The organism is Sphingomicrobium sediminis, assembly GCF_023805295.1.
In the GTDB taxonomy this organism is placed as follows: domain Bacteria; phylum Pseudomonadota; class Alphaproteobacteria; order Sphingomonadales; family Sphingomonadaceae; genus Sphingomicrobium; species Sphingomicrobium sediminis.
Map to the genome: position 1 here is coordinate 836,032 of NZ_JAMSHT010000001.1, position 20,506 is coordinate 856,537.

17 protein-coding genes are annotated in these 20,506 nt (G+C 63.2%); 5 read left to right on the forward strand and 12 right to left on the reverse strand.

The window, feature by feature from the left end; translation table 11 throughout:
* Positions 1 to 22: 22 nt before the first annotated feature.
* Both lexA and NDO55_RS04140 read left to right on the forward strand, forming a co-directional pair.
* Positions 23 to 685 (forward strand): transcriptional repressor LexA, encoded by a 663-nt coding sequence (gene lexA / locus NDO55_RS04135; protein WP_252112695.1) that lies wholly within the window; start codon positions 23 to 25, stop codon positions 683 to 685.
* A gap of 95 nt (positions 686 to 780) precedes the next feature.
* The gene (locus NDO55_RS04140; RefSeq protein WP_252112697.1) at positions 781 to 1,131 is read left to right on the forward strand and encodes a VOC family protein; all 351 of its coding nucleotides are present in this window, start codon (positions 781 to 783) and stop codon (positions 1,129 to 1,131) included.
* Positions 1,132 to 1,134: 3 nt separating this feature from the next.
* On the opposite strand, the gene NDO55_RS04145 is transcribed toward NDO55_RS04140, so the two are convergent.
* Positions 1,135 to 3,273, reverse strand: coding sequence for a ComEC/Rec2 family competence protein (locus NDO55_RS04145; RefSeq protein WP_252112699.1), 2,139 nt, complete (start codon positions 3,271 to 3,273; stop codon positions 1,135 to 1,137).
* A 26-nt stretch (positions 3,274 to 3,299) separates the two neighbouring features.
* Between NDO55_RS04145 and gltX the strand changes: the two genes are divergently transcribed.
* Together gltX and NDO55_RS04155 are read left to right on the forward strand one after the other, a co-directional pair.
* On the forward strand, positions 3,300 to 4,712 hold the full coding sequence (gene gltX, locus NDO55_RS04150) for a glutamate--tRNA ligase (RefSeq protein WP_252112701.1): 1,413 nt from the start codon (positions 3,300 to 3,302) through the stop codon (positions 4,710 to 4,712).
* Positions 4,712 to 5,998: a citrate synthase gene (locus NDO55_RS04155; RefSeq protein WP_252112703.1), complete on the forward strand. Its 1,287-nt coding sequence runs from the start codon at positions 4,712 to 4,714 to the stop codon at positions 5,996 to 5,998. The genes gltX and NDO55_RS04155 overlap by 1 nt, the downstream gene beginning before the upstream one ends.
* Here NDO55_RS04155 and NDO55_RS04160 read toward each other — a convergent pair.
* A complete protein-coding gene (locus tag NDO55_RS04160; RefSeq protein ID WP_252112705.1) occupies positions 5,995 to 7,302 on the reverse strand; it encodes a sensor histidine kinase in 1,308 nt (435 codons plus the stop codon). The genes NDO55_RS04155 and NDO55_RS04160 overlap by 4 nt on opposite strands.
* 24 nt (positions 7,303 to 7,326) lie before the next feature.
* Positions 7,327 to 8,496, reverse strand: coding sequence for a hypothetical protein (locus NDO55_RS04165; protein ID WP_252112707.1), 1,170 nt, complete (start codon positions 8,494 to 8,496; stop codon positions 7,327 to 7,329).
* A gap of 133 nt (positions 8,497 to 8,629) precedes the next feature.
* Here NDO55_RS04165 and NDO55_RS04170 point away from each other — a divergent pair, with 133 nt between their 5' ends.
* Complete coding sequence (locus tag NDO55_RS04170) at positions 8,630 to 11,227, forward strand: coiled-coil domain-containing protein (RefSeq protein ID WP_252112709.1); 2,598 nt, start codon at positions 8,630 to 8,632, stop codon at positions 11,225 to 11,227.
* Positions 11,228 to 11,236: 9 nt separating this feature from the next.
* Here NDO55_RS04170 and NDO55_RS04175 read toward each other — a convergent pair whose 3' ends face one another.
* Genes NDO55_RS04175 through NDO55_RS04215 form a run of 9 tightly spaced genes read right to left on the reverse strand, consistent with a single transcriptional unit; the run spans position 11,237 to position 20,500 of the window.
* Positions 11,237 to 11,497 carry a DUF1467 family protein gene (locus NDO55_RS04175; protein WP_252112711.1) on the reverse strand — a complete coding sequence of 87 codons (261 nt, stop codon included), beginning with the start codon at positions 11,495 to 11,497 and terminating at the stop codon, positions 11,237 to 11,239.
* A 3-nt stretch (positions 11,498 to 11,500) separates the two neighbouring features.
* Complete coding sequence (locus NDO55_RS04180; RefSeq protein WP_252112713.1) at positions 11,501 to 13,135, reverse strand: ribonuclease J; 1,635 nt, start codon at positions 13,133 to 13,135, stop codon at positions 11,501 to 11,503.
* Positions 13,132 to 13,911 (reverse strand): type III pantothenate kinase, encoded by a 780-nt coding sequence (locus NDO55_RS04185; protein ID WP_252112715.1) that lies wholly within the window; start codon positions 13,909 to 13,911, stop codon positions 13,132 to 13,134. Before NDO55_RS04185 ends, NDO55_RS04180 begins: the two co-directional genes overlap by 4 nt.
* 9 nt (positions 13,912 to 13,920) lie before the next feature.
* Positions 13,921 to 14,634 carry a biotin--[acetyl-CoA-carboxylase] ligase gene (locus NDO55_RS04190; protein WP_279639140.1) on the reverse strand — a complete coding sequence of 238 codons (714 nt, stop codon included), beginning with the start codon at positions 14,632 to 14,634 and terminating at the stop codon, positions 13,921 to 13,923.
* On the reverse strand, positions 14,631 to 16,076 hold the full coding sequence (gene nuoN, locus NDO55_RS04195) for an NADH-quinone oxidoreductase subunit NuoN (protein WP_252112717.1): 1,446 nt from the start codon (positions 16,074 to 16,076) through the stop codon (positions 14,631 to 14,633). Before nuoN ends, NDO55_RS04190 begins: the two co-directional genes overlap by 4 nt.
* Positions 16,073 to 17,584 carry an NADH-quinone oxidoreductase subunit M gene (locus NDO55_RS04200; protein WP_252112719.1) on the reverse strand — a complete coding sequence of 504 codons (1,512 nt, stop codon included), beginning with the start codon at positions 17,582 to 17,584 and terminating at the stop codon, positions 16,073 to 16,075. The genes nuoN and NDO55_RS04200 overlap by 4 nt, the downstream gene beginning before the upstream one ends.
* A complete protein-coding gene (nuoL, locus tag NDO55_RS04205; protein ID WP_252112721.1) occupies positions 17,584 to 19,596 on the reverse strand; it encodes an NADH-quinone oxidoreductase subunit L in 2,013 nt (670 codons plus the stop codon). The genes NDO55_RS04200 and nuoL overlap by 1 nt, the downstream gene beginning before the upstream one ends.
* Positions 19,596 to 19,901, reverse strand: a complete 306-nt coding sequence (nuoK, locus tag NDO55_RS04210; RefSeq protein WP_244382939.1) for an NADH-quinone oxidoreductase subunit NuoK — start codon at positions 19,899 to 19,901, stop codon at positions 19,596 to 19,598. Before nuoK ends, nuoL begins: the two co-directional genes overlap by 1 nt.
* Positions 19,898 to 20,500, reverse strand: coding sequence for an NADH-quinone oxidoreductase subunit J (locus NDO55_RS04215; protein WP_252112723.1), 603 nt, complete (start codon positions 20,498 to 20,500; stop codon positions 19,898 to 19,900). Before NDO55_RS04215 ends, nuoK begins: the two co-directional genes overlap by 4 nt.
* Positions 20,501 to 20,506: the final 6 nt, after the last annotated feature.

The following is a 20,506-nucleotide window of genomic DNA, read 5'->3' on the forward strand; positions in this document are numbered from 1 at the left end:
CTTGCAGATACGAGGGGACATCATGCTCACGCCGAAACAACATGAACTGCTGGTTTTCATCCACCAGCGCCTGAGTGAAACGGGGATCAGCCCCAGTTTCGACGAGATGCGCGCGGCGCTCGATCTCAAGTCCAAGTCGGGCGTCCACCGCCTGATCGGCGCGCTGGAGGAACGCGAATTCATTCGGCGCCTGCCCAACCGGGCACGTGCGCTGGAAGTGCTCAAGCTGCCCGAAGGCATTGCCGATGCACCCACCAACGACAATGTGGCGCGCGAGGTCGAGGTCGTGCCCGCCCCCGCCAACGATGTCGTCGAAATCCCGCTCCATGGCCGGATCGCTGCCGGTACACCGATCGAGGCGCTGCAGGGCAGCGAAGGCTTCGCGGTGCCCGCCACCCTGCTCGGACCGGGCGAGCATTATGCACTCGAAGTGTCGGGCGATTCGATGGTCGAGGAAGGCATTCTCGACGGCGACTTCGCGCTGATCCGCCGCGTCGACAGCGCACGCGACGGCGAAATCATCGTCGCCCTGGTCGACGAGGAAGAAGCGACGCTCAAGACCTATCGCCGCGAAGGGTCGATGGTCCGCCTCGACCCGGCCAATGCGTCCTATTCAGCGCAGCGTTACGAGGAAGGCCGCGTCCGCGTGCAGGGCCGACTCGCCGGTATCATCCGGCGCTACTGATGCGATCGATTTTCGCTATCGCCCTCGCCAGCGGATTGACCGCTTGCGGGGTAGGAGAAGCTGCGCCTGTTCAGGACGCCGACAAGGAAGAGAAAATGGCCACTGCCCGCTTCGACTATGTCGAACTGCCTGCCGATGACATTGGTGCAACCCGCGCTTTCTACGAAGAAGCGTTCGGATGGGAGATGACCGATTTTGGCGGGACCTATATGGCGACTGTCACCGGCGACACCGATGTGGGGATCACCAGCGATGCCGAGAAACCGGCGAAGCCCCTCCCCGCCATACGCACCGACGACATCGAGGCCATGCTGCAGCAGGTCATCAATGCGGGCGGACGGCTTGAACGGCCAATCTTCGCCTTTCCGGGCGGGCGCCGCTTCGAGGCCAGCGACCCTTCTGGCAACCGCTTCGCCGTCTATGAGCCCGATCCGGTCGAGGAATAGCGCCTAGCGAGGCGCAAAATCCCAAGGATACTGCGCGACCTCTTCGGCCACAGTGACCACGTCCGGTCGTTCGCCGAGCCTGATCGAGACACCGCCTGTCTCCTCCAATTTGCGTCGGTCGAGTTTGAGCCAGCGCGGTTGGCACCCGTCCGGAAGCCAGCGTTCCGACACCACGATGTCAGCCTGGGCGCAGGCCTCGACCAATGGCACCCAAGCTATGAGATCGCGCGATCTCGTGGCGAGCAATCGCCATTGCCGCCCATCGCGTTCGATGATCGCCAGGCAGGCGTCGCGATTGCACCGGGCGAAACGGGACGTATCGAGTGGCCCAGCCTCGCCATCGAACCCCGCACTCTCGCTCAGGACATCGCGGATGAAGTCCCCTGCACGCGCCCGCAGCAGGAAGGGCGTGCCGTCCTCGTCAATGATCGCAAGATAGCGACCGTCACCAGTGACGAGAATGTCGGGCCGGGGCGCGATTGCAGCGGCGCCGAGCCCCAAAACGATGCCGATTAGCCCTGCGTAGCGCATGGGATGGCGCCACAGGCAGAGCCACAGCATGCCGAACACGCAGGCCGCAAAAGCCCAACCGGGCATGGTTGGCACCATCGCCACCGCGCCCTTCGCATTCGCAACGCCGTGGGCCAGCGCAAGCAGGCCGTCGACGGTGATGCCGACGATCCACCAGAAAGGCGCGCCGAGCCCGACAAAATCGAACAGGATTGCAAGCCCCATGGCCGGCATGATGACGAAGGTGGTGAGCGGAATAGCGATGAGATTGGCGGCAACGCCGTAGAGTCCCGCTTTGTGAAAATGAAACAGCGCGAACGGGATCAGCGCCAGCTCGACCGCCAAGCCCGTCAGCAATAGCGCAAGGAACCCGCGTCCCAAGCGCCTGAGCCAGCTTTCCTCGCGGGGCCCGATCAGCTTGCGAATTGCAGGATGGGCATGAAGCGCGATGATCGCCGTCACGGCGGCAAAACTCAGCTGGAAGCTCGCGCCCGCCAGCGCTTCGGGCCGCACCAACATGATGATCGCCGCGCCGACTGCGACCAGTCTCAGGCTCAATGCATCACGCCCCAGCGCCAAACCAAGCAAGACCAGCAACGCAGCGATACAGGCCCGCACGGTCGGCACCTGCATGCCCGTGAGCAATGTATAGCCGACCCCAGCCAACGCCCCGACAGCTGCCGACACGATAACCAAATTTGTCCGCAAGGCGAGTTTGGGCGACAATGCCAGCAACTTGAGCGCCAGCACCATTGTCCCGCCGACGACCGCAGCGATATGCAGGCCGGACACGGCAAGCAAATGCGCGAGCCCGGACCGCCGCATCGCCTCCGCATCCTCATCCGACACCGCATTCTTGTCGCCCGTGGCGAGCGCGGTGACGATCCCGTCGCCTGTCCCCGGCAATCGCTCGCGGACATGCGCCCCGAGCGAAGCGCGCACCTTCGACAGACCGCCGGCGCCCGCAGGCTCCAATATCTCGACATTGCCCAATGCCGTGCCGACGCCACCGATGCGGCGGAACCAGGCATCGCGCGCAAAATCATATCCACCCGGAAGCGCCCGTGCGGGCGGCGGCACGAGCCGCGCCCGAACCCGCAACCGCGCACCCTCGCCCATTTTCGGATCATATTGCGCTTCCCTAAGCGACACGCGCAATTTGTCGGGGAGCGACGCCCCTTGATCAGGCGTCAGCGTCAGCCGCCATTTGCCGCGCGCCACCAATGGCTCGACCTTCGTCACCTCGGCGTCGAATGTCTCGATCGTGACCCGCTCGATCCGCTCGTGCGCGACCGTCTCGCTACGCAGCCAGATCCACCCGCAACCAAGCGCCAAGGCAAGGCCGATCCCCATCGAAAGATTACCGATACGGCCGCCCGCCGCGCTCCCCGCCGCAGTCAATCCGAAGCCCATCGTCATCACGCCGACCCAGGCGCGAGCGTCCGGCAAAGCGAACCATGCGGCTATTCCGCACCCGAAGGCGACGACCACCCATAGGGGAAGCTGCGTCCGCTCGGCTTCGAGCAACGCTTCCAGGCTCTTGCGTACGCGCCCCAGCGCCGATACGAGGCCGCCGAGCCGACCCGGTAGCGACAGGGTGCCCACTCTGATAGGGCGACCCCAGCCATCCATGGTCCCAACCCAAGAGGAAAAGCCGCGTGAGCGCAAGCGAAACCCAAGTCGTCACCCGATTTGCCCCGAGCCCGACGGGCTACCTGCACATTGGCGGGGCCCGCACGGCCCTGTTCAACTATCTGTTCGCCAAGGCGAATGGCGGCAAATATCTCGTCCGCATCGAGGATACCGACAAGAAGCGTTCGACCCCTGAAGCGATCGACGCGATCCACGACGGGCTCGACTGGCTCGGCCTGTTGGGCGACGAGGAACCGGTTTTCCAGTCGCAGCGCGCGGAGCGTCACGCCGAGGTCGCGCAGGCGTTGCTCGACAAGGGCGCGGCCTACAAATGCTATCTCACCCCCGAAGAGCTGAAGGAACGCCGCGAGGCCGCACAGGCCACGAAGAAACCCTTCCGTCTCAACAGCGAATGGCGCGACTGCCAACCCGGCCCCGACCAGGAAGGCCAGCCTTTCGTCGTCCGCCTCAAAACGCCCAATGTGGGCGAGACTGTCATCGAGGATATGGTCCAGGGCCGGATCGCGGTGAAGAATGAGGAGATTGACGACTTCATCCTGCTGCGCTCGGACGGAACGCCAACCTACATGCTCGCCGTCGTGGTCGACGATCATGACATGGGCGTCACCCACATCCTGCGCGGCGACGACCATCTCAACAACGCCTTCCGCCAGCTGCCGCTCGTCAAGGCAATGGGCTGGCCCGAACCCAAATATGGTCACGTCCCGCTGATCCACGGTGCCGACGGTGCCAAGCTGTCCAAGCGCCATGGCGCCTTGGGTGTCGACGCCTATCGCGACGAGATGGGCCTGCTCCCCGAAGCCGTTTTCAACTACCTCCTCCGCCTTGGCTGGGGCCATGGCGACGAGGAAATCATCAGCCGCGAACGCGCCGTCGAGATTTTCAGTGCCGAAGGCATCGGCAAGAGCCCGTCGCGCTTCGACACCAAGAAGCTCCTGAACCTCAACGGCCATTATATCCGCGAAGCCGACGACAGCCGTCTCGCCGACCTGACTGCAGCCGAAGCCGGTGCGACGTCGGAGGATGACAAGGCACTGCTCGTCAAGGCCATGCCCGAACTGAAGGCGCGCGCCCGTGACCTGCACGAACTGGCCGCCGGCGCGACCTTCCTGTTCAAGACGCGCCCCCTCGAAATGGAGGAAAAAGCCGCCTCCTTGCTCGATGACGATGCCCGCAAACTTCTCGCCACCGCGCATGCAGCCTTGTCGGCGCTCGACCGTTGGGAAATCGAAGTGCTGGATACGGCTATTCGCGAGGTTGCAGAGCAGCATGATTTGAAGCTAGGGAAGCTCGCGCAACCGCTGCGCGCTGCGCTAACGGGCAGCAACACATCCCCGGGCATCTTCGACGTCCTCGTCCTGTTGGGTCGCGAAGAAAGCCTCGCACGCATTGCCGATCAGATGACGGAGCCGAATTGATGAACGACAAGACCGCAACCCTGAATGCCAATGGCCAGGAAACCGAATTTTCGGTCCTCCCCGGTTCGGTCGGCCCCGAGGTCGTCGACATCCGCAAAATGTACGGCCAGACCGGCATGTTCACCTACGATCCCGGCTTCACCTCGACGGCCAGCTGCCAGAGCGCGATCACCTATATCGATGGCGGCGAAGGCATCCTGCTGCACCGCGGCTATCCGATCGACCAGCTGGCCGAGAAAGCGCGCTTCCTCGAAGTCGCCTATCTCCTCCTCCACGGCGATCTGCCCAAGCAGGACGAGTTCGAAGAGTTCCGCCACAACATCACCTATCACACGATGGTGCATGAGCAGCTGGCGCAGTTCTTCCGCGGGTTCCGCCGCGACGCGCACCCGATGGCGGTCATGACCGGCGTGGTCGGCGCATTGAGCGCCTTCTACCACGATTCGACCGACATCACCGATCCGCAGCAGCGCCTGATCGCTTCGCACCGCCTGATCGCCAAGATGCCGACGATTGCTGCCATGGCCTACAAATATTCGGTTGGTCAGCCGTTCGTCTATCCGCGCAACGACCTCAGCTATACCGGCAACTTCCTCAACATGACCTTCTCGGTCCCGGCCGAGGAATATGAGGTCAATCCGATCATCGAAAATGCGATGCGTCGCATCTTCATCCTGCACGCCGATCACGAGCAGAATGCTTCGACCTCGACCGTGCGTCTTGCTGGCTCGTCGGGCGCCAACCCGTTCGCCTGTATCGCATCGGGCATCGCCTGCCTGTGGGGCCCCGCCCATGGCGGCGCCAACGAGGCTGCGCTGAACATGCTGCGCGAGATTGGCGAGAGCAAGAACGTCAAGCAGTATGTCGACCGCGCCAAGGACAAGAACGACCCGTTCCGCCTGATGGGCTTCGGTCACCGCGTCTACAAGAATTACGATCCGCGCGCGAAGGTCATGCAGCAGACCGCCGAGGAAGTGCTCAAGGAACTGAACATTTCCGATCCGGTCCTCGATGTCGCCCGCGAGCTCGAGCATATCGCGCTCAACGACGACTATTTCATCGAGAAGAAGCTGTACCCGAACGTCGATTTCTATTCGGGCATCATCCTCTCGGCGATCGGCTTCCCGACCGAGATGTTCACCGCCCTCTTCGCACTTGCCCGCACCACCGGTTGGGTCGCGCAGTGGAACGAGATGATCTCGGATCCCGAGCAGAAGATCGGTCGTCCGCGCCAGCTCTATGTCGGCGCGACGCAGCGTGACTACGTCCCGCTCGAAGACCGCTAGGCTTTCGGCAATTTCAGGGTAAAGCGCGCGCCTTCGCCGGCCGCGCTTTCCAGCAGGATGTCGCCGCCCATCGAGCGGGCGAGCCGGCGCGAAATGGCCAGGCCCAGCCCGGCATTGTCGCTGCTTGTCTCGCCAAGGCGCTCGTAACGCTCGAAAATCTTGTTCTGGTCGGCGCGGGCAATGCCCGGTCCTTGGTCAGCGATGGTGACAAAAGCCCATTGCGCATCCTCGTCGAAGACGATCGCGACGGTCCCGCCATCGGGACTGTGGCGGATGGCGTTGCCGAGGATGTTGACGAGCACCTGCAAGATGGCGCGCGCTTCGCCCACGGCCGACTTGGTCGGCTCGTCTTCGTCCAGCTCGAAATCGACCCCGGCGCGCAGCGCATCGCCGCCCGCCATCGAGGTCGCTTCCTTGGCCAGGCTGACGAGATCGACGATGCCTTTGTCGGGCTGCACTTTCTGGCTCATCGAGCGGATGACCGACAGCAGGTGGCGCCCTGCCGTGGCGATATCGCCGGCATAATTGGCATAGTCGGAGCGCAGCGGCCCGTCGGAGCGATCGACGATCTGGTCGGCCGCCTCGATAATCCGGTTTAGCGGCGATCGTAGCGTATCGTTCAGCGATTCCGGTTTTGCCTCTGCCGGCGCATCGCTGTTCAGGATCGTCATGACGAAGCCCTTGAGCTCGCCCTCATCATCCAGTTCCGGCTCGCCCGAGAAGGCGAAACGAAAGTCGGCCGAGCGCACGACACCACGTTGGCGCGAAAAGGCCTCCCCTCGCGCGATAGCGTCGAGAAACGGGATCGTGCCGTCCTTGTTTGGTAGCATCGTCACCAGGTCGGTGAGCGGGCGCGGCAATATATCGAGGTCGACCCCGAAACGCTGCGCAACGGCCGGCGGCACGTCGACCAGGCGAGCGCGATGATCGACCTTGAAGACATTTGCGGTCGGTTCTTCGGCGCCGGTGAAGCGGGCCAGCCCACGCGGCCGCGCCGTCCATTGTTCGATCTGGATCGCCACACCGCCATTGTCGGGCGCGACATGGACGCGCAGCTCGAAATCCTGTTCTTCGCTTGCCGCGATGATGGAACGGCGCAGGCCCGTCTGGCGCTTCAATGCCTCGCGCGTCACGGCGGCCAGTTGCGGGATGGCAAGCGGGTCTCCAAGGGCGCGTCCGGCTGCCGCCTGAAGCGCATATAGCGCATCGTCGGCCGCAACCAAGCGACCGTCGGCATCCACCGCGCCGCACACCGGAAGGGTGACGGCTTCGACCTGGATCTCTCCATTCATGGTCGTCACCATAGCGCGAAGAGGGTTAACGCCCCGTCAACCGGATCGCCAGTGGACGAGGATGAAGGACAGCGCCGCATAAAGCGCCAATCCCGCAAAAGCGGCAAAAAGCTGGCCGACAATGGCCGCAATTGCGACGATTGCCAGAGCGGGTCGCCAATGAAACAGCCATAAGCCCCATCGCTCACCGACCGGCCGGCGCACTCGCTCGATCCGTAGTGAACGGGCAAAAATCACCAACGCTGCGCCCAGCATCGCAATCGGCCACCCCCAGGTCGGCCACAGATACCAACCTGCACTGATCGCGAGGATCAGGCAGGCAATCTGCCGCAGACGATGGAAGATGGGCTCCTGTCCGCGAAGCCAGCGCCGTGCGACCTGCCGCCCGACCAGATCGGGCAGCAAGGCGAGGATGAGCGCGACTGCTGCCCAATAGTGCCATCCCGCTGCCAAGGTCGCAGCACCAGCAAAGATCGCCGTCAGGCCGACCAGATGCCATCCGCGGGGCGGGAATTTCCAGCCTGCCGCCTGCTCCACCAGCATGTCCTCGAGCGGCGCCAGCACGAACCGGCTCAGCCAATCCCTGCGCTCCGACCGCGCCGCGACCCGCAGGCGCTCGGCATGAGGCGCCGTATCCGCAGCCGTCTCAACCCGGAGCGGCGTCTGGCCACCGATTTCGTCGAGCGCGACCATGTCGGCCTTTGCCTGCACGAGACGGCGCAGCAAGGTGGAGACGAGGTCCCAATCGCCGACCATCGCCGCGGTCGCGCCGAGCGTGCCGCCATCGGCCAACGCCAGCCCCGCCCAGCGCCGTTCCAGGTCGATCCGCTCGAAGTCGTCATGCTTCCCATCATCGGGAATGTAGAGAATGGTCGATGCATCGCGCGCAGCGAGATCGGAAAGCTGGTCGGGCTCTGGCACGATGCCGTCGCCCACAAGCAGGATCCGGTCCTCGCTCGAGAAGCGTGCCGCTGCCTCGGCGCCGTCATCGGCGAGAACGACCGGAAATCCCTCGCCCCGCAGGTTCGCAACGACCCGTTCGAGATCCGGGTCGGGGACTTCGGGATAGATGACGATCGGCATCGCGCCCTGGGCTGCAAGGAGGCGTACCTGCATGTCGATGAGTGGGCGACCGCCTAGCGGCACCAAGGCATGCCGACCATCCGCTCCCTCGCCATTCGCCCCGATCAGCGCGCCAAGCGCCATGCCCTCGTCCCCTTTGCTTGCTCTCCACATCTCTTTTGCCGCGCATCCCCTTCCCTCGCCAGACCACGAATCGGCCCCCACAAAGAAATCTTTGCGCTTTCATGCGCGCGGCTAGGATTGTAGCTTGCCCCGCATGAGTGGACATCCTTTGCGCGGAAATCTTGGCGGTCGCGGCGGCGGCAGTGGTGACGGTAATGACGGCGACGGCGACGCGCCCAAGAAGAAGCCCGTCATCATCGGCGGCAAGCAGCCGGTCATCAAGCGTACGGCGAGCGCCGAGGACGACCATCCGCTCGCCCCCAATCTGCGCGGCAGTAGCGAAAGCGAGGAAGCCGCCGAGGAGGCGCCGTTCGAACTCGAATCCGACATGCAGGTCGAGAATGACGAGACGCCGGTAGAGGTCGAAGAGGCCAGCACGGACGACGACATGTCGTTCGACGAAACGCCCGAAGCGGAACCTGAGCCCGAACCGGCCTACGAACCGGAGCCGGAGCCTGTTTACGAAGAAGCCGCGTCCGATTCTCAGGAATGGGTCTATGAGCCTACCGAAGACGTCCCGGCTTCGCCCGGCGGACGCAAGGTGCTCGCCGCTTTGCTCTCCATCCTCAGCCTCGCTTGGCTCGGCTATGCTGGCTGGTCCGCTGGCCGCGCCCTGTCTTCGACTTCGCTCCTGAGCCCCGACATTGCCATCTGGGTCGCGGTCGCCTGCGCGCCTCTCGCCCTGTTCGCGCTGGTCTGGATGATGTTCGGGCGCACCCGCCGCAAGGAAGCCGAAGCCTTCACCCACCAGGTCGCGCTGATGCGCGCCGAGGCCGACGCCCTCACCCATCGCCTCTTCATGATGAGCGACAATCTCGGCCAGAATCGCAGTCGCCTTGGCGAGTTGGCGGGCGAGCTTGAAGGTCGCGCCGACCAGGCCGCCGAACGGCTGCGCGCAATCGGTGTCGATCTCGAATCCGGCGCCGAGAGGCTCGCCCATCACGGCTCTAGCCTCGATGCCACCGCCTCGTCGGCGCGCGCAGACATGGCGGCTTTGCTCGAAGCGATGCCTGAGGCCGAAGAGAAGCTCGGCAGCCTCAGTGCTTCGCTCCAGGGCGCCAGCAGCAGCGTCGTTGAAGATACACAAAAGCTCGAATCCGCCATTGCCAGCCTCGGCGCCCGCGCCAATGAGAGCGAAACGCGGATGCGCGAGGCCGGCGAAGGCCTCAACCAGCAACTGACCGCGCTCGACGCCGCTGGCGAAAAGGCGCTTGGCAAGATCGACCAGGCCAATCGCACCACCGGCGACCTCGTCGACAGCCTGCTGGCGCGCACTGCGGCCTCCTTGGAAGAAATCCGCAACGGTATCTCGACTCAGAGCCAAGCCATCGACGCGCTGATCAATCGCGCCCAGTCCGGCATCGACCAGACCGGCTCCGGCGCCGCGGCACAATTGTCGGCGCGCATCACCGAGGCCGATGGCGCCCTCACCAAGCTTGGCGAGCGGATCAGTGAGCATGACGAGCGCGCCCGCGTCATGATCGCCGATATCGACAGCGGCATTGGCGTCCTTGAAGAACGCTTCGGCAAACTCGCCGAGGATGGCGACAGCCGAGCCCAGACAATCGCCGCAAGCCTGCAAGTCGTGCGCGACCAGATTGCGGCGACCAATGCCGAGAGCAGCGCGCAGGACAATATGGTCGAAGCGCTCTCGACCCGGACGCAGGGCATTCGCGAAACGCTGACCGGCCTGTCGCACTTCCTCAACCAGCAGCTTGCCGGTGACATTGGCGGCGCGCAGGACGCGCTCGACCGCCTGACCAGCGCCAGCGATCGTATCGGCCCGGTCATCACGACCGTGCGCGACCAAGCCGTCGAGGCGGGCGAAAAAGTGGAAGGCACGGCGAGCCGTATCGAATCAAGCCGCGAGACGCTGGCGACGCTCATGGAAGGCCTCGAAGGCGGCGTCGGCGATGCCGAAAAGCGCCTTGCCGAGCTCCAGCAGAGCATCTCGATCCTCCAGGACGATGCCAAGAGCCTGACGGTGGAAACCGCACCGCAACTGGTCGACGCCATGATGCAGGTGCGCGAGGCGGGCCAGCGTGCCGCCGAAAATGCCCGTGCCGCGATCGCCGAAGCCATTCCCGAAGGCGCCGCCAGGCTTGGCAAGGAAAGTCGCGAGGCGGTCCAGAAAGCGGTGGAGGAAGCGATCCTGGCCCAGCTCCAGGAACTGGACGCCGTCTCGACGCGTGCCATCGAGGCTGCGCGCGGCGCCAGCGATCGACTTTCGGCACAAATGCTCTCGATCGGTCAGACCGCCTCTGCGCTCGAAGCGCATATGGAAGAGATCAACGAGACCAATCGCGAGACGGAGAGCGAGCGCTTCGCCAGCCAGGCCGCCCTTCTCATGGAATCGATGAATTCGGCGGCCATCGACGTCGAAAAGGTTCTTTCCAACGAAGTCGACGAAAAGAGCTGGCAGGCCTATCTCAAGGGCGAGCGCGGCGTTTTCACACGCAAGGCCGTGCGCCTCCTGTCGACCAGCGAGGCCCGCGAATTGGGCAGCGTCTATGACGAAGATGGTGAGTTTCGCACCGCGACCAACCGCTTCGTGCATGACTTCGAAGCGATGCTGCGCCGGGTCATGGCCGAACGCGATGGGGCGATGATGGGGGTCACGCTAATGTCGAGCGACATGGGCAAGCTCTACGCCGCACTGGCGCAGGTAATCGATCGCAAGGCCGCCCGCTAGGCGCCTGACTTAGTTATAGAAATCGAGCCACTCGATCCCGACCCAACCATAGATGAAGTTGGCGACGTAGAGTGCAGTGACCGGCAGCGCGAAGATCGCGGCGCGTAAGAGGTGCCTGCCTAGCGAGAATTTGTGCGGCGCGCTCTCGGCCTGGCCGGGGACCAATTCCTCGCCAACTTCCTCGCCCGTCTTCACGCCGAAGGGTAGCATGATGAAGGCGATCGCGACGAAGAACAGGAAGTAGATGGCGACCATCGATCCGAATTGCATGGCCTAGTCTCCGGCTACCAGCACTTCGACGATCGGCTTCTTGCCGGTCCAGGCGAAGGCACAGCGGCGGACCGCGAGGCGGACCTTTTCGCGCGCCTGCCCGATCTCCGCCTTGGGGTCGAAAGCCTTCTCTGCAGCATCGGCTAGGTCGGCCACGAAATCCTCGGCATCCGCTTCGACCGGAACCCCCAGCGGGCTCACGGCGGGCGTACCCGCGAGATTGCCGTCAATGTCGAGCGCGAGCGCAACCGCGATCACGCCATTATAGCCAAGCTTGCGACGCTTGTTCATCGTCTCGCCATCGGCCGGCAGGATAACGTCGCCATCGAGGACGAGCCGTCCGGTACGGACATGATCGACCTTTTCGGGCTTGCCCGGTGCAAGCTTCAGCACTTCGCCATTCACCTGGAAGACGGCGTGTGGGATCCCGCTTTCGCGGCCCAGCTTGGCTTGCTCGCGCATATGGCGATTCTCGCCATGGACGGGGACGAGGATATGCGGGCGGATCCACTCGTACATCTGCTTAAGCTCCGGGCGACCCGGATGACCCGACACATGCACATGTGCCTGCTTCTCTGTGACGATATTCACTTCGAGATCGGACAGGCCGTTCATCACCCGCCCGATCGAGATTTCGTTGCCGGGAATCTGCTTGGACGAGAAGATGACAGTATCGCCCGCCGACAGCTTCAGCTCATGATTGCCTGACGCGATACGCGCCAGCGCAGCGCGCGGCTCACCCTGCCCGCCCGTGGCAATGATGAGGATCTTGTCCTTGGGCAGGCGCATGGCCTCGTCGAAGCGCACCGGTGTCGGGAAATCGAGCAGGTAGCCAGTCGATTGCGCGACTCGGATGATGCGGTCGAGGCTACGCCCCGCGACGCAAACCTCGCGGCCGGTTTCCTTGGCGATCCGCCCCAATGTTTCGAGCCGCGCCGCGTTGGACGCAAAGGTCGTGACCAAAACGCGCCCTTTGGCGGCACCGACGGCCTTGCTCAGCCCTTCGAAGACGCCCTGCTCGCTTCCGCTAGCTTTGTCGTCGAAGACATTGGTCGAATCGCATACCAGAGCGAGCACGCCTTCATCGCCGATCGCGGCCATGGCTTCGTCGCCCGTGGGCGTACCGAGCACGGGAGTCTCGTCGATCTTCCAGTCGCCCGTGTGAAAGACATTGCCATAGGGTGTCTCGATGAGCACGCCATTGCCCTCGGGAATCGAGTGCGACAGCGCGACATAGCGGACATTGAAGGGGTCGAGTTCGACCGAGCCGTCGCGCTCGATGACGTTGATCTTGACCTGCCCCTGCAGCCCTTCGGCCTCGAGCTTCTCGTTGATGAGACCGGCGGTGAATGGCGTCGCGTAGAGCGGGACCTTCAACTCGTCGGCAAGGTAGGGAATCGCCCCGATATGATCCTCATGCCCATGTGTCAGGACGATGCCGACAAGCTCCTCCTGCCGCTCCTCGATAAATTCGAGGTCGGGAAGGATGAGGTCGACGCCGGGATAATAGGGATCGGCAAAGGTGAGGCCGAGATCGACCATCAGCCACTTGCCGCGGCAGCCATAGAGATTGACGTTCATGCCGATCTCGCCCGAGCCGCCAAGGGCCAGGAACAGCAATTCTTCTTGCGGGCTCATGATGCTTTCGCCTGGTCGTAGAGCTGGATGAGGCCGCGCAGCGTCAGTTCGAAATCGACATGGTCGAACAGGCCGTCGACATCGTCGAACAAGGCGGCAAGCCCACCGGTGGCGATCACCTTGGCCGGGCGCCCGATCTCAGCGCGCGTGCGCTCGATCAGCCCCTCGATCATCGAGACATAGCCCCAATAGATTCCGATCAGCATCTGGCCCTGCGTGGTCGTTCCGATGACGCTGTCATCATCTGGGCGTTCGATCGCGATGCGCGGGAGCTGCGCGGTATTGCCAACCAAGGCATCGAGGCTGAGATTGACGCCGGGGGCGATAACACCTCCCTTATAGGCGCCCGAATAATCGACCACGTCGAAGGTTGTCGCGGTCCCGAAATCGATGATGATGAGGTCGCCTTCATAGGCGGCATGCGCGGCGATGGCATTGAGCGCGCGGTCGGCACCAAGATTTTGAGGCTCCTCGACGTCGAGCTGGAGCGGCCATGCCGCCTTGCCCTGCCCGCCAATGATCAACTCGCACTTGCAATAGCGGCCGGCCAACTGCTGCAGATTGTAGAGCGCGCGCGGCACGACGGTCGCGGCGATCATGTCGTCAATATCTTCGAGGCTGAGCCCTTCAATCTCCAGCAATTGCTTGAGCCAGACCGCATATTCGTCGGCCGTACGCCGCGGATCGGTCGCGATGCGCCAGCGCGACCGCACCTTGCCATCTTCGACAAGCGCGAAGACAAGATTCGTATTTCCAACGTCGACAGCTAGCAGCATTGTCCTATCCTACTCCCCGCGGCTTGCCGTGGCGAGCGTGACGTCTCCGGCGCGGATTTCCAGCATGGTCTCGCCCGTATCCAAGCGGAGCGCGCCGTCCTCGGTCAGCCCGGCAAAACGTCCCTGTTTGACCACGCCGTCCCCATCGTGAACCGACAGATCGGTGCCGACCGGGTGGCCACGCTGCATCCAGGCCATGATGATCGCCGACGGCTCGCTCGAACGCCATGCCGACAAGAGGCGCGAAAACGCCCCGGCAAGCAACGGCGCGAACGCTTCGGGGGCAATGACGACGTCATCTTTCAACGACGCGATCTCGCGGCCTTCGATCTCGGGGGCCGCCGCGAGATTGACGCCGAAGCCCGCGACAACCTTGCCCCCCGACCGCTCGAGCAGGATGCCTGCCAGCTTGGCCCCGCCCAGCAGCAAGTCATTGGGCCATTTGAGCATGAGGTCGGCCTGCGGCGCGGCCAGTTCAACCGCATCGATCAGCGCCAGCCCTGCGACCAGCGACAAGGTCGCAGCAGGCGGATCGCCATCCTTCAGCTGGACGAGCGTCGATCCGAAGAAATTGCCGTCCAGCCCCTCCCAATCACGGCCCTGACGACCGCGTCCGGCATCCTGGCGTTTGGCAACGAGCCAATCGCCCTCGACCGCGTGAATGTCACCGGCAAGGTCCGAATTGGTGGACCCGGTCAGTTCGACGACGCGAATGCGGCTCAGAGGACAGCCCCGGCAGCCTGCGTCGCAATGTCGCCAAGCGGCCCGATCAGGACGTAGCCGAGCGGCGAGACGATCAGCGCGAAGATGGCGATAAACGCACCTTCAAGCCAGCCACAGGCATAGTGCAGCTCTTTCTCGCGCTCATCGAAGTACATCACCTTGACGATCTTGATGTAATAGAAAGCGCCGACGACAGCACCAAGGGCCGCTAGCACTGCGAATACCAGCAAACCTGCATCGACTGCAGCGGTGAACACAAGAAGCTTGGGCCAGAAGCCGAAGAGGGGCGGAATGCCCGCAAGGCTGAACATGAAAATGCTCAAAGCAGCCGCCATGCCCGGACGCGATTGCGACAGCCCCTTGAGGTCGGCGATCGCTTCGATGGGCTGGTTGTTCTCGTCCTGAAGATTGAGCACGACGAGAAACGCACCCAGCGTCATCACCGTGTAGATCGCCATGTAGAAGAGCACCGAGCTCGCGCCCTGCTCCCCGCCGGCGGCGAGGCCGACCAGCACGAAGCCGATATTGTTGATCGAGGAATAGGCCAGCAGGCGCTTGATGTTGGTTTGCCCGTAGGCGGCAATGGCGCCCAGATAGATGCTCGCCAGCGCGACGAACATGATGATCTGCTGCCACGCATCGATCGCCGGTCCCATCGCCTCGAGGCAGACGCGTGCGGTCAGCAGGACCGCGGCAACCTTCGGGGCCGAGGCAAAGAAGGTCGTCACTGGCGTCGGCGCGCCTTCATAGACGTCGGGCGTCCACATGTGGAACGGTACGGCGCTGATCTTGAAGGCAAGGCCGGCCAGCGTGAAGACGAGGCCGAACAGGATGCCGAGGCCAAGATCCTCGGTGCCCGCGAAGACGTTGGCGATCCCGACATAGCTGGTCGTGCCGGTGAAGCCGTAGAGCAACGAGATGCCGTAGAGCAGGATGCCCGACGCAAGCGCGCCAAGGACGAAATATTTGAGGCCCGCCTCGGCCGACCGCGCATCGGTGCGGCGATAAGAAGCGAGGATGTAGGCCGCGAGGCTGTTCAATTCGAGGCCCACATAGAGGGTGATGAGGTTGGTCGACGAGACCATCACCGCCATGCCGACCGTAGCGAGCAAGATCAGCACCGGATATTCGGGGCCATGCTCCTCGTCGCCCCCGAACCAGCGGTCCGCCGCGATGATTGCGACGATAGCCGAGATGAAGATCAGCACCTTGCCATAGACGGCGAAGGGATCGGCCGAGAGAAGACCGCCGAACAGCGGGCCGGCACTCGACGGCTCGGTGCCGACAAGCGCGGCGATCGTCGCAGCGATAAGCAATGCGACCGTGCCCCAGGTCGTGATCTTGGTGGCACGCGCGCCCATCGTCGAGGCGGTCAGCATCAGAACCGGCTCACCGAAGATGAGAATGAGTTCGGGCAGGATGGCTGCGAAATTATAGGTCATTGCGCAGCCTCCCCAGCTGCTTCGCTTAGGGGCGCGTCAAAGGCGGGCGTGGAGGGCGCGAGCCGCTCGACAAGATAGCCTACATCGGCGCGCATCGGCTTCATGAAGCTTTCCGGATAGACGCCCATCCACAGGACGACGGCAGCGATCGGGGCGAGCAGCAGCCATTCGCGGCTGACCATGTCCTTCAATGCGGCGGCCTCGGCCGTGCGCGCTTCGCCGTAGCAGATGCGCCAGTAGAGGAAGAGCATGTAGCCGGCGCCCAGGATGATGCCCGTGGTCGCGACAACCGCACCCCAGGTCGACATTTCATAGGTGCCGACTAGCGCCAGGAATTCGCCAACGAAGCCGCTGGTCCCCGGTAGGCCGATCGAGGCCATGGTGAAGAAGAGGAAAAACAGGGCGTAGGCCGGCATGTTATTCGCCAGCCCCCCATATTTGGCAATCTCGCGGGTATGCATGCGGTCGTAGATGACGCCGACGCACAGGAAGAGCGCGCCCGAAACGAGGCCGTGGCTGAGCATGACGATCATCGCGCCTTCGATGCCCTGACGGTTCATCGCGAACAGGCCGAAGGTCACGAACGCCATGTGCGCGACGGACGAATAAGCGATGAGCTTCTTCATGTCCTTCTGCACTAGCGCGACGAGGCTGGTGTAGACCACCGCGACACCCGACAGGATGAAGACGAGCGGCACGAAGTCGGCGCTGGCGTCAGGGAACATGGGCAGGCTGAAGCGGATGAAACCGTAGCCGCCCATCTTCAGGAGCACACCGGCCAGGATGACCGAACCGGCCGTCGGGGCCTGAACGTGCGCGTCTGGAAGCCAGGTGTGGACCGGCCACATCGGCATCTTCACCGCAAAGCTGGCAAAGAAAGCGAGCCACAACCACCACTGCACGTTCGGCGCGAAATCCGCTTCCATCAGGTAGGGGATGTAGGTCGTTCCCGCCGTCTGGATCATGTAGATCATCGCGATCAGCATCAGGATCGAGCCGGCCAGCGTGTAGAGGAAGAATTTGTAGGCTGCCTTGATCTTATCGGCGCCGCCCCAGATGCCGATGACCAGATACATCGGGATGAGGCCGCCTTCGAAGAAGATATAGAAGAGGATGAGGTCCTGCGCAGCGAACACACCGATCATCAGCGCTTCGATAAACAGGAAGGCACTCATATATTCGGGCACACGATGCTGGATCGCGCGCCAGCTGGCACCGATACAGATCGGCATCAGGAAGACGCTGAGCATGATCAGCAGCATGGCAATGCCGTCGATGCCGAGCGCCCATGCGGGCGTCAGCGGGCTGTCGCCGAGGCTGATATATTCGACATATTGCCAGCGCTCGCCGCCCGGCTCGAAGCCGAGCCACATCATCACGCCCAGCGCGAAGGTGACGAGCGTGGCGATCAGGGCCGTCCAGCGCGCGCTGTTGGCGCTCATGAACAGGACGACGATGCCCGCAACGAAGGGCAACGCGATCAGCGTCGAGAGAATGGGAAAGTCCATTAGTTCGCCCACCAGAAGGCCCAGCTTGCCGCGGCGATGAGGCCGAGCAGCATGACCAACGCATAGCTATAGAGATATCCGGACTGGAGCTTTGCCGTGAGGCCATTGCCCCAGTCGACGACCTTGGCCGCGCCATGCGGGCCGAAACGGTCGATCGTCTGTTCGTCACCACGCTTCCAGAAGAAGCGACCGATGGCGAGCGACGGCTTCACGAACAGGATGTCGTACAGCTCGTCGAAATACCATTTGTTCTTGAGGAAGCTGTACAGCCCGCCCGTATTGGCAACCAGCTTGGCCGGCAGCGACGGATTGCGGATATACATGTTCCAGGCAATGAACAGGCCGGTCAGCATCATGATCGCGGGCGATAGCTTGATCAGGTACGGCACGTTGTGCGCCGCCTCGACCAGCACTTCGTTATGCACGAGGCTGCCCGCCCAAAATGCGGCACCTTCCTCGGTCCCGAAGAAGGGATAGTAGAAGGCATAACCGGCAAACACCGCGCCCAGCGACAGGACGCCCAGCGGGACGAGCATCGTCCACGGGCTTTCATGCGGATGATAGCCGCCCGTCTTGTCTGCGCCAGCTTGCTCGGGCGTCTTGTGGACGCTGTGCTGGATATGTTCGCTCTCGATCCAGCGCGGCTTGCCCCAGAAGGTGAGGAACATCAGGCGCCAGCTGTAGAAGCTGGTCATCAGCGCCGCGGTGAGGCCGATGAAGAAGGCGAACATGCCCGCCTCGGTGCCGACCGCATAAGCGCTCTCGATGATCGCATCCTTCGAGAAGAAGCCGGCAAAGCCGAAATAGCTGCCCGGAATGCCGACGCCGGTAATGGCGAGCGTACCGAGCATCATCGCCCAGAAGGTGATGGGGATCTTTTTCCTGAGATTGCCATAGTAACGCATGTCCTGCTCGTGATGCATGGCGTGGATGACCGAGCCGGCACCAAGGAAGAGCAGCGCCTTGAAAAATGCGTGCGTGAACAGGTGGAACATCGCCGCGCCATAGGCGCCGACGCCCGCGGCGAAGAACATGTAGCCGAGCTGCGAACAGGTCGAATAGGCGATGACGCGCTTGATGTCGGTCTGGACGAGGCCGACCGTCGCGGCGAACAAGGCCGTAGCGGCACCGACGTAAGTGACCAATTCCATCGCGCCGGGCGCTGCTTCGAAGAGCGGCGAGAGGCGGCAGACCATGAAGACGCCCGCCGTGACCATGGTCGCGGCATGGATCAGCGCCGACACGGGCGTCGGGCCTTCCATTGCGTCCGGCAGCCAGGTGTGAAGGCCAAGCTGCGCCGATTTGCCCATCGCCCCGATGAAAAGAAGGATGCAGATCAGCGTCAGCGTATCGACGCTCATGCCGGCAAAGCCGATCGAGGTGCCGACCGCGGTGGGCGCGGCGTCGAGGATGGCGGGAATGCTGACCGTCCCGAACACCAGGAAGGCCGCGAAGATACCGAGACTGAAGCCGAAATCGCCGACGCGGTTGACGACGAAGGCCTTGATCGCGGCGGCGTTGGCGCTGGGCTTGTGATACCAGAAACCGATGAGGAGGTAGGAAGCGAGGCCCACCCCTTCCCAACCGAAGAACATCTGCACCAGGCTGTCGGCAGTCACGAGCATAAGCATCGCGAAGGTGAAGAGCGACAGATAAGCGAAGAACCTGGGCTGCGAGGGATCCTCCTCCATATAGCCCCAGCTATAGAGGTGGACGAGGCTTGAAACGGTCGTGACGACGACCAGCATGACCGCGGTCAGCGTGTCGACGCGCAGCGCCCAGTCGATCTCCATGTCGCCCGAATTGATCCAGTCGAGCACCGGCACGACGGTTGCCGTGTTGGCGCCCGAAAGGAAGCCGATGAAGATCGGCCACGAGAGCGCGCAGGCGATGAACAATGCACCGGTGGTGACGATCTTGGGCGGCACCTTGCCGATCGCGCGGCCGCCAAGGCCCGCGATGATCGCTGCCAGCAAAGGCAGGAAGACGATGAGCTTGATCGAAAGGTCCATTAGCCCTTCATCCGGTTGACATCATCGACCGCGATCGAGCCGCGGCGACGGAAGAAGATGACGAGGATAGCCAGACCGATGGCAGCCTCGGCGGCAGCCACGGTCAGCACGAACATCGCGAACACCTGGCCCGTCAGGTCGCCCAGATAGGCGCTGAACGCGACGAGGTTGATGTTCACCGACAGGAGGATGAGCTCGATGGCCATCAGCATGAGGATGATGTTGCGGCGATTGAGGAAGATGCCCAGCACGCCGATGGTGAAAAGTACCGCGGCGACGGCGAGATAATGTCCGAGACCGATCACAGCTCGACCCCCTTGCCGCTTTCCGGCTGCTTGAGTTGGATCGCTTCCTTGGGATCGCGGGCGACCTGCTTGGAGATCTTCTGCGGACGCTGGTCACCGCGCGAGCGATGCGTCAGCACCACCGCACCGATCAGCGCGACCAGCAGGATCAGGCCCGACAGTTCGAACGGCACGAGGAAGCGGCTGTACAGAAGCTCGCCAAAGGCTTCGATGTTGGACTGGCCGGTTTCCGGCGGCGCCTCGGCGATGACCGGGCCCGAGCGACCGGCAATGACAGCAATGGCCATTTCCGACAGCAAAACGAGCGCGATGAGGATGCCGAAGGGCAAATTCTGCGTGAACCCGCTGCGCAGCGCGGCAAAGTCGATGTCCAGCATCATGACGATGAACAGGAACAGCACCGCAACCGCACCCACATAGACGAGGATCACGAGGATCGCGATGAACTCCGCGCCCAGCAGGATCATCAGGCCCGCGGCATTGAAAAAGGTCACGATCAACCAGAGCACCGAGTGCACCGGGTTGCGCGCGAACACGACGAGGATCGCCGAGAGAATGGCGAGCGTCGCGAACAGGTAGAAGGATAAGGTTGCGATCATGATCGT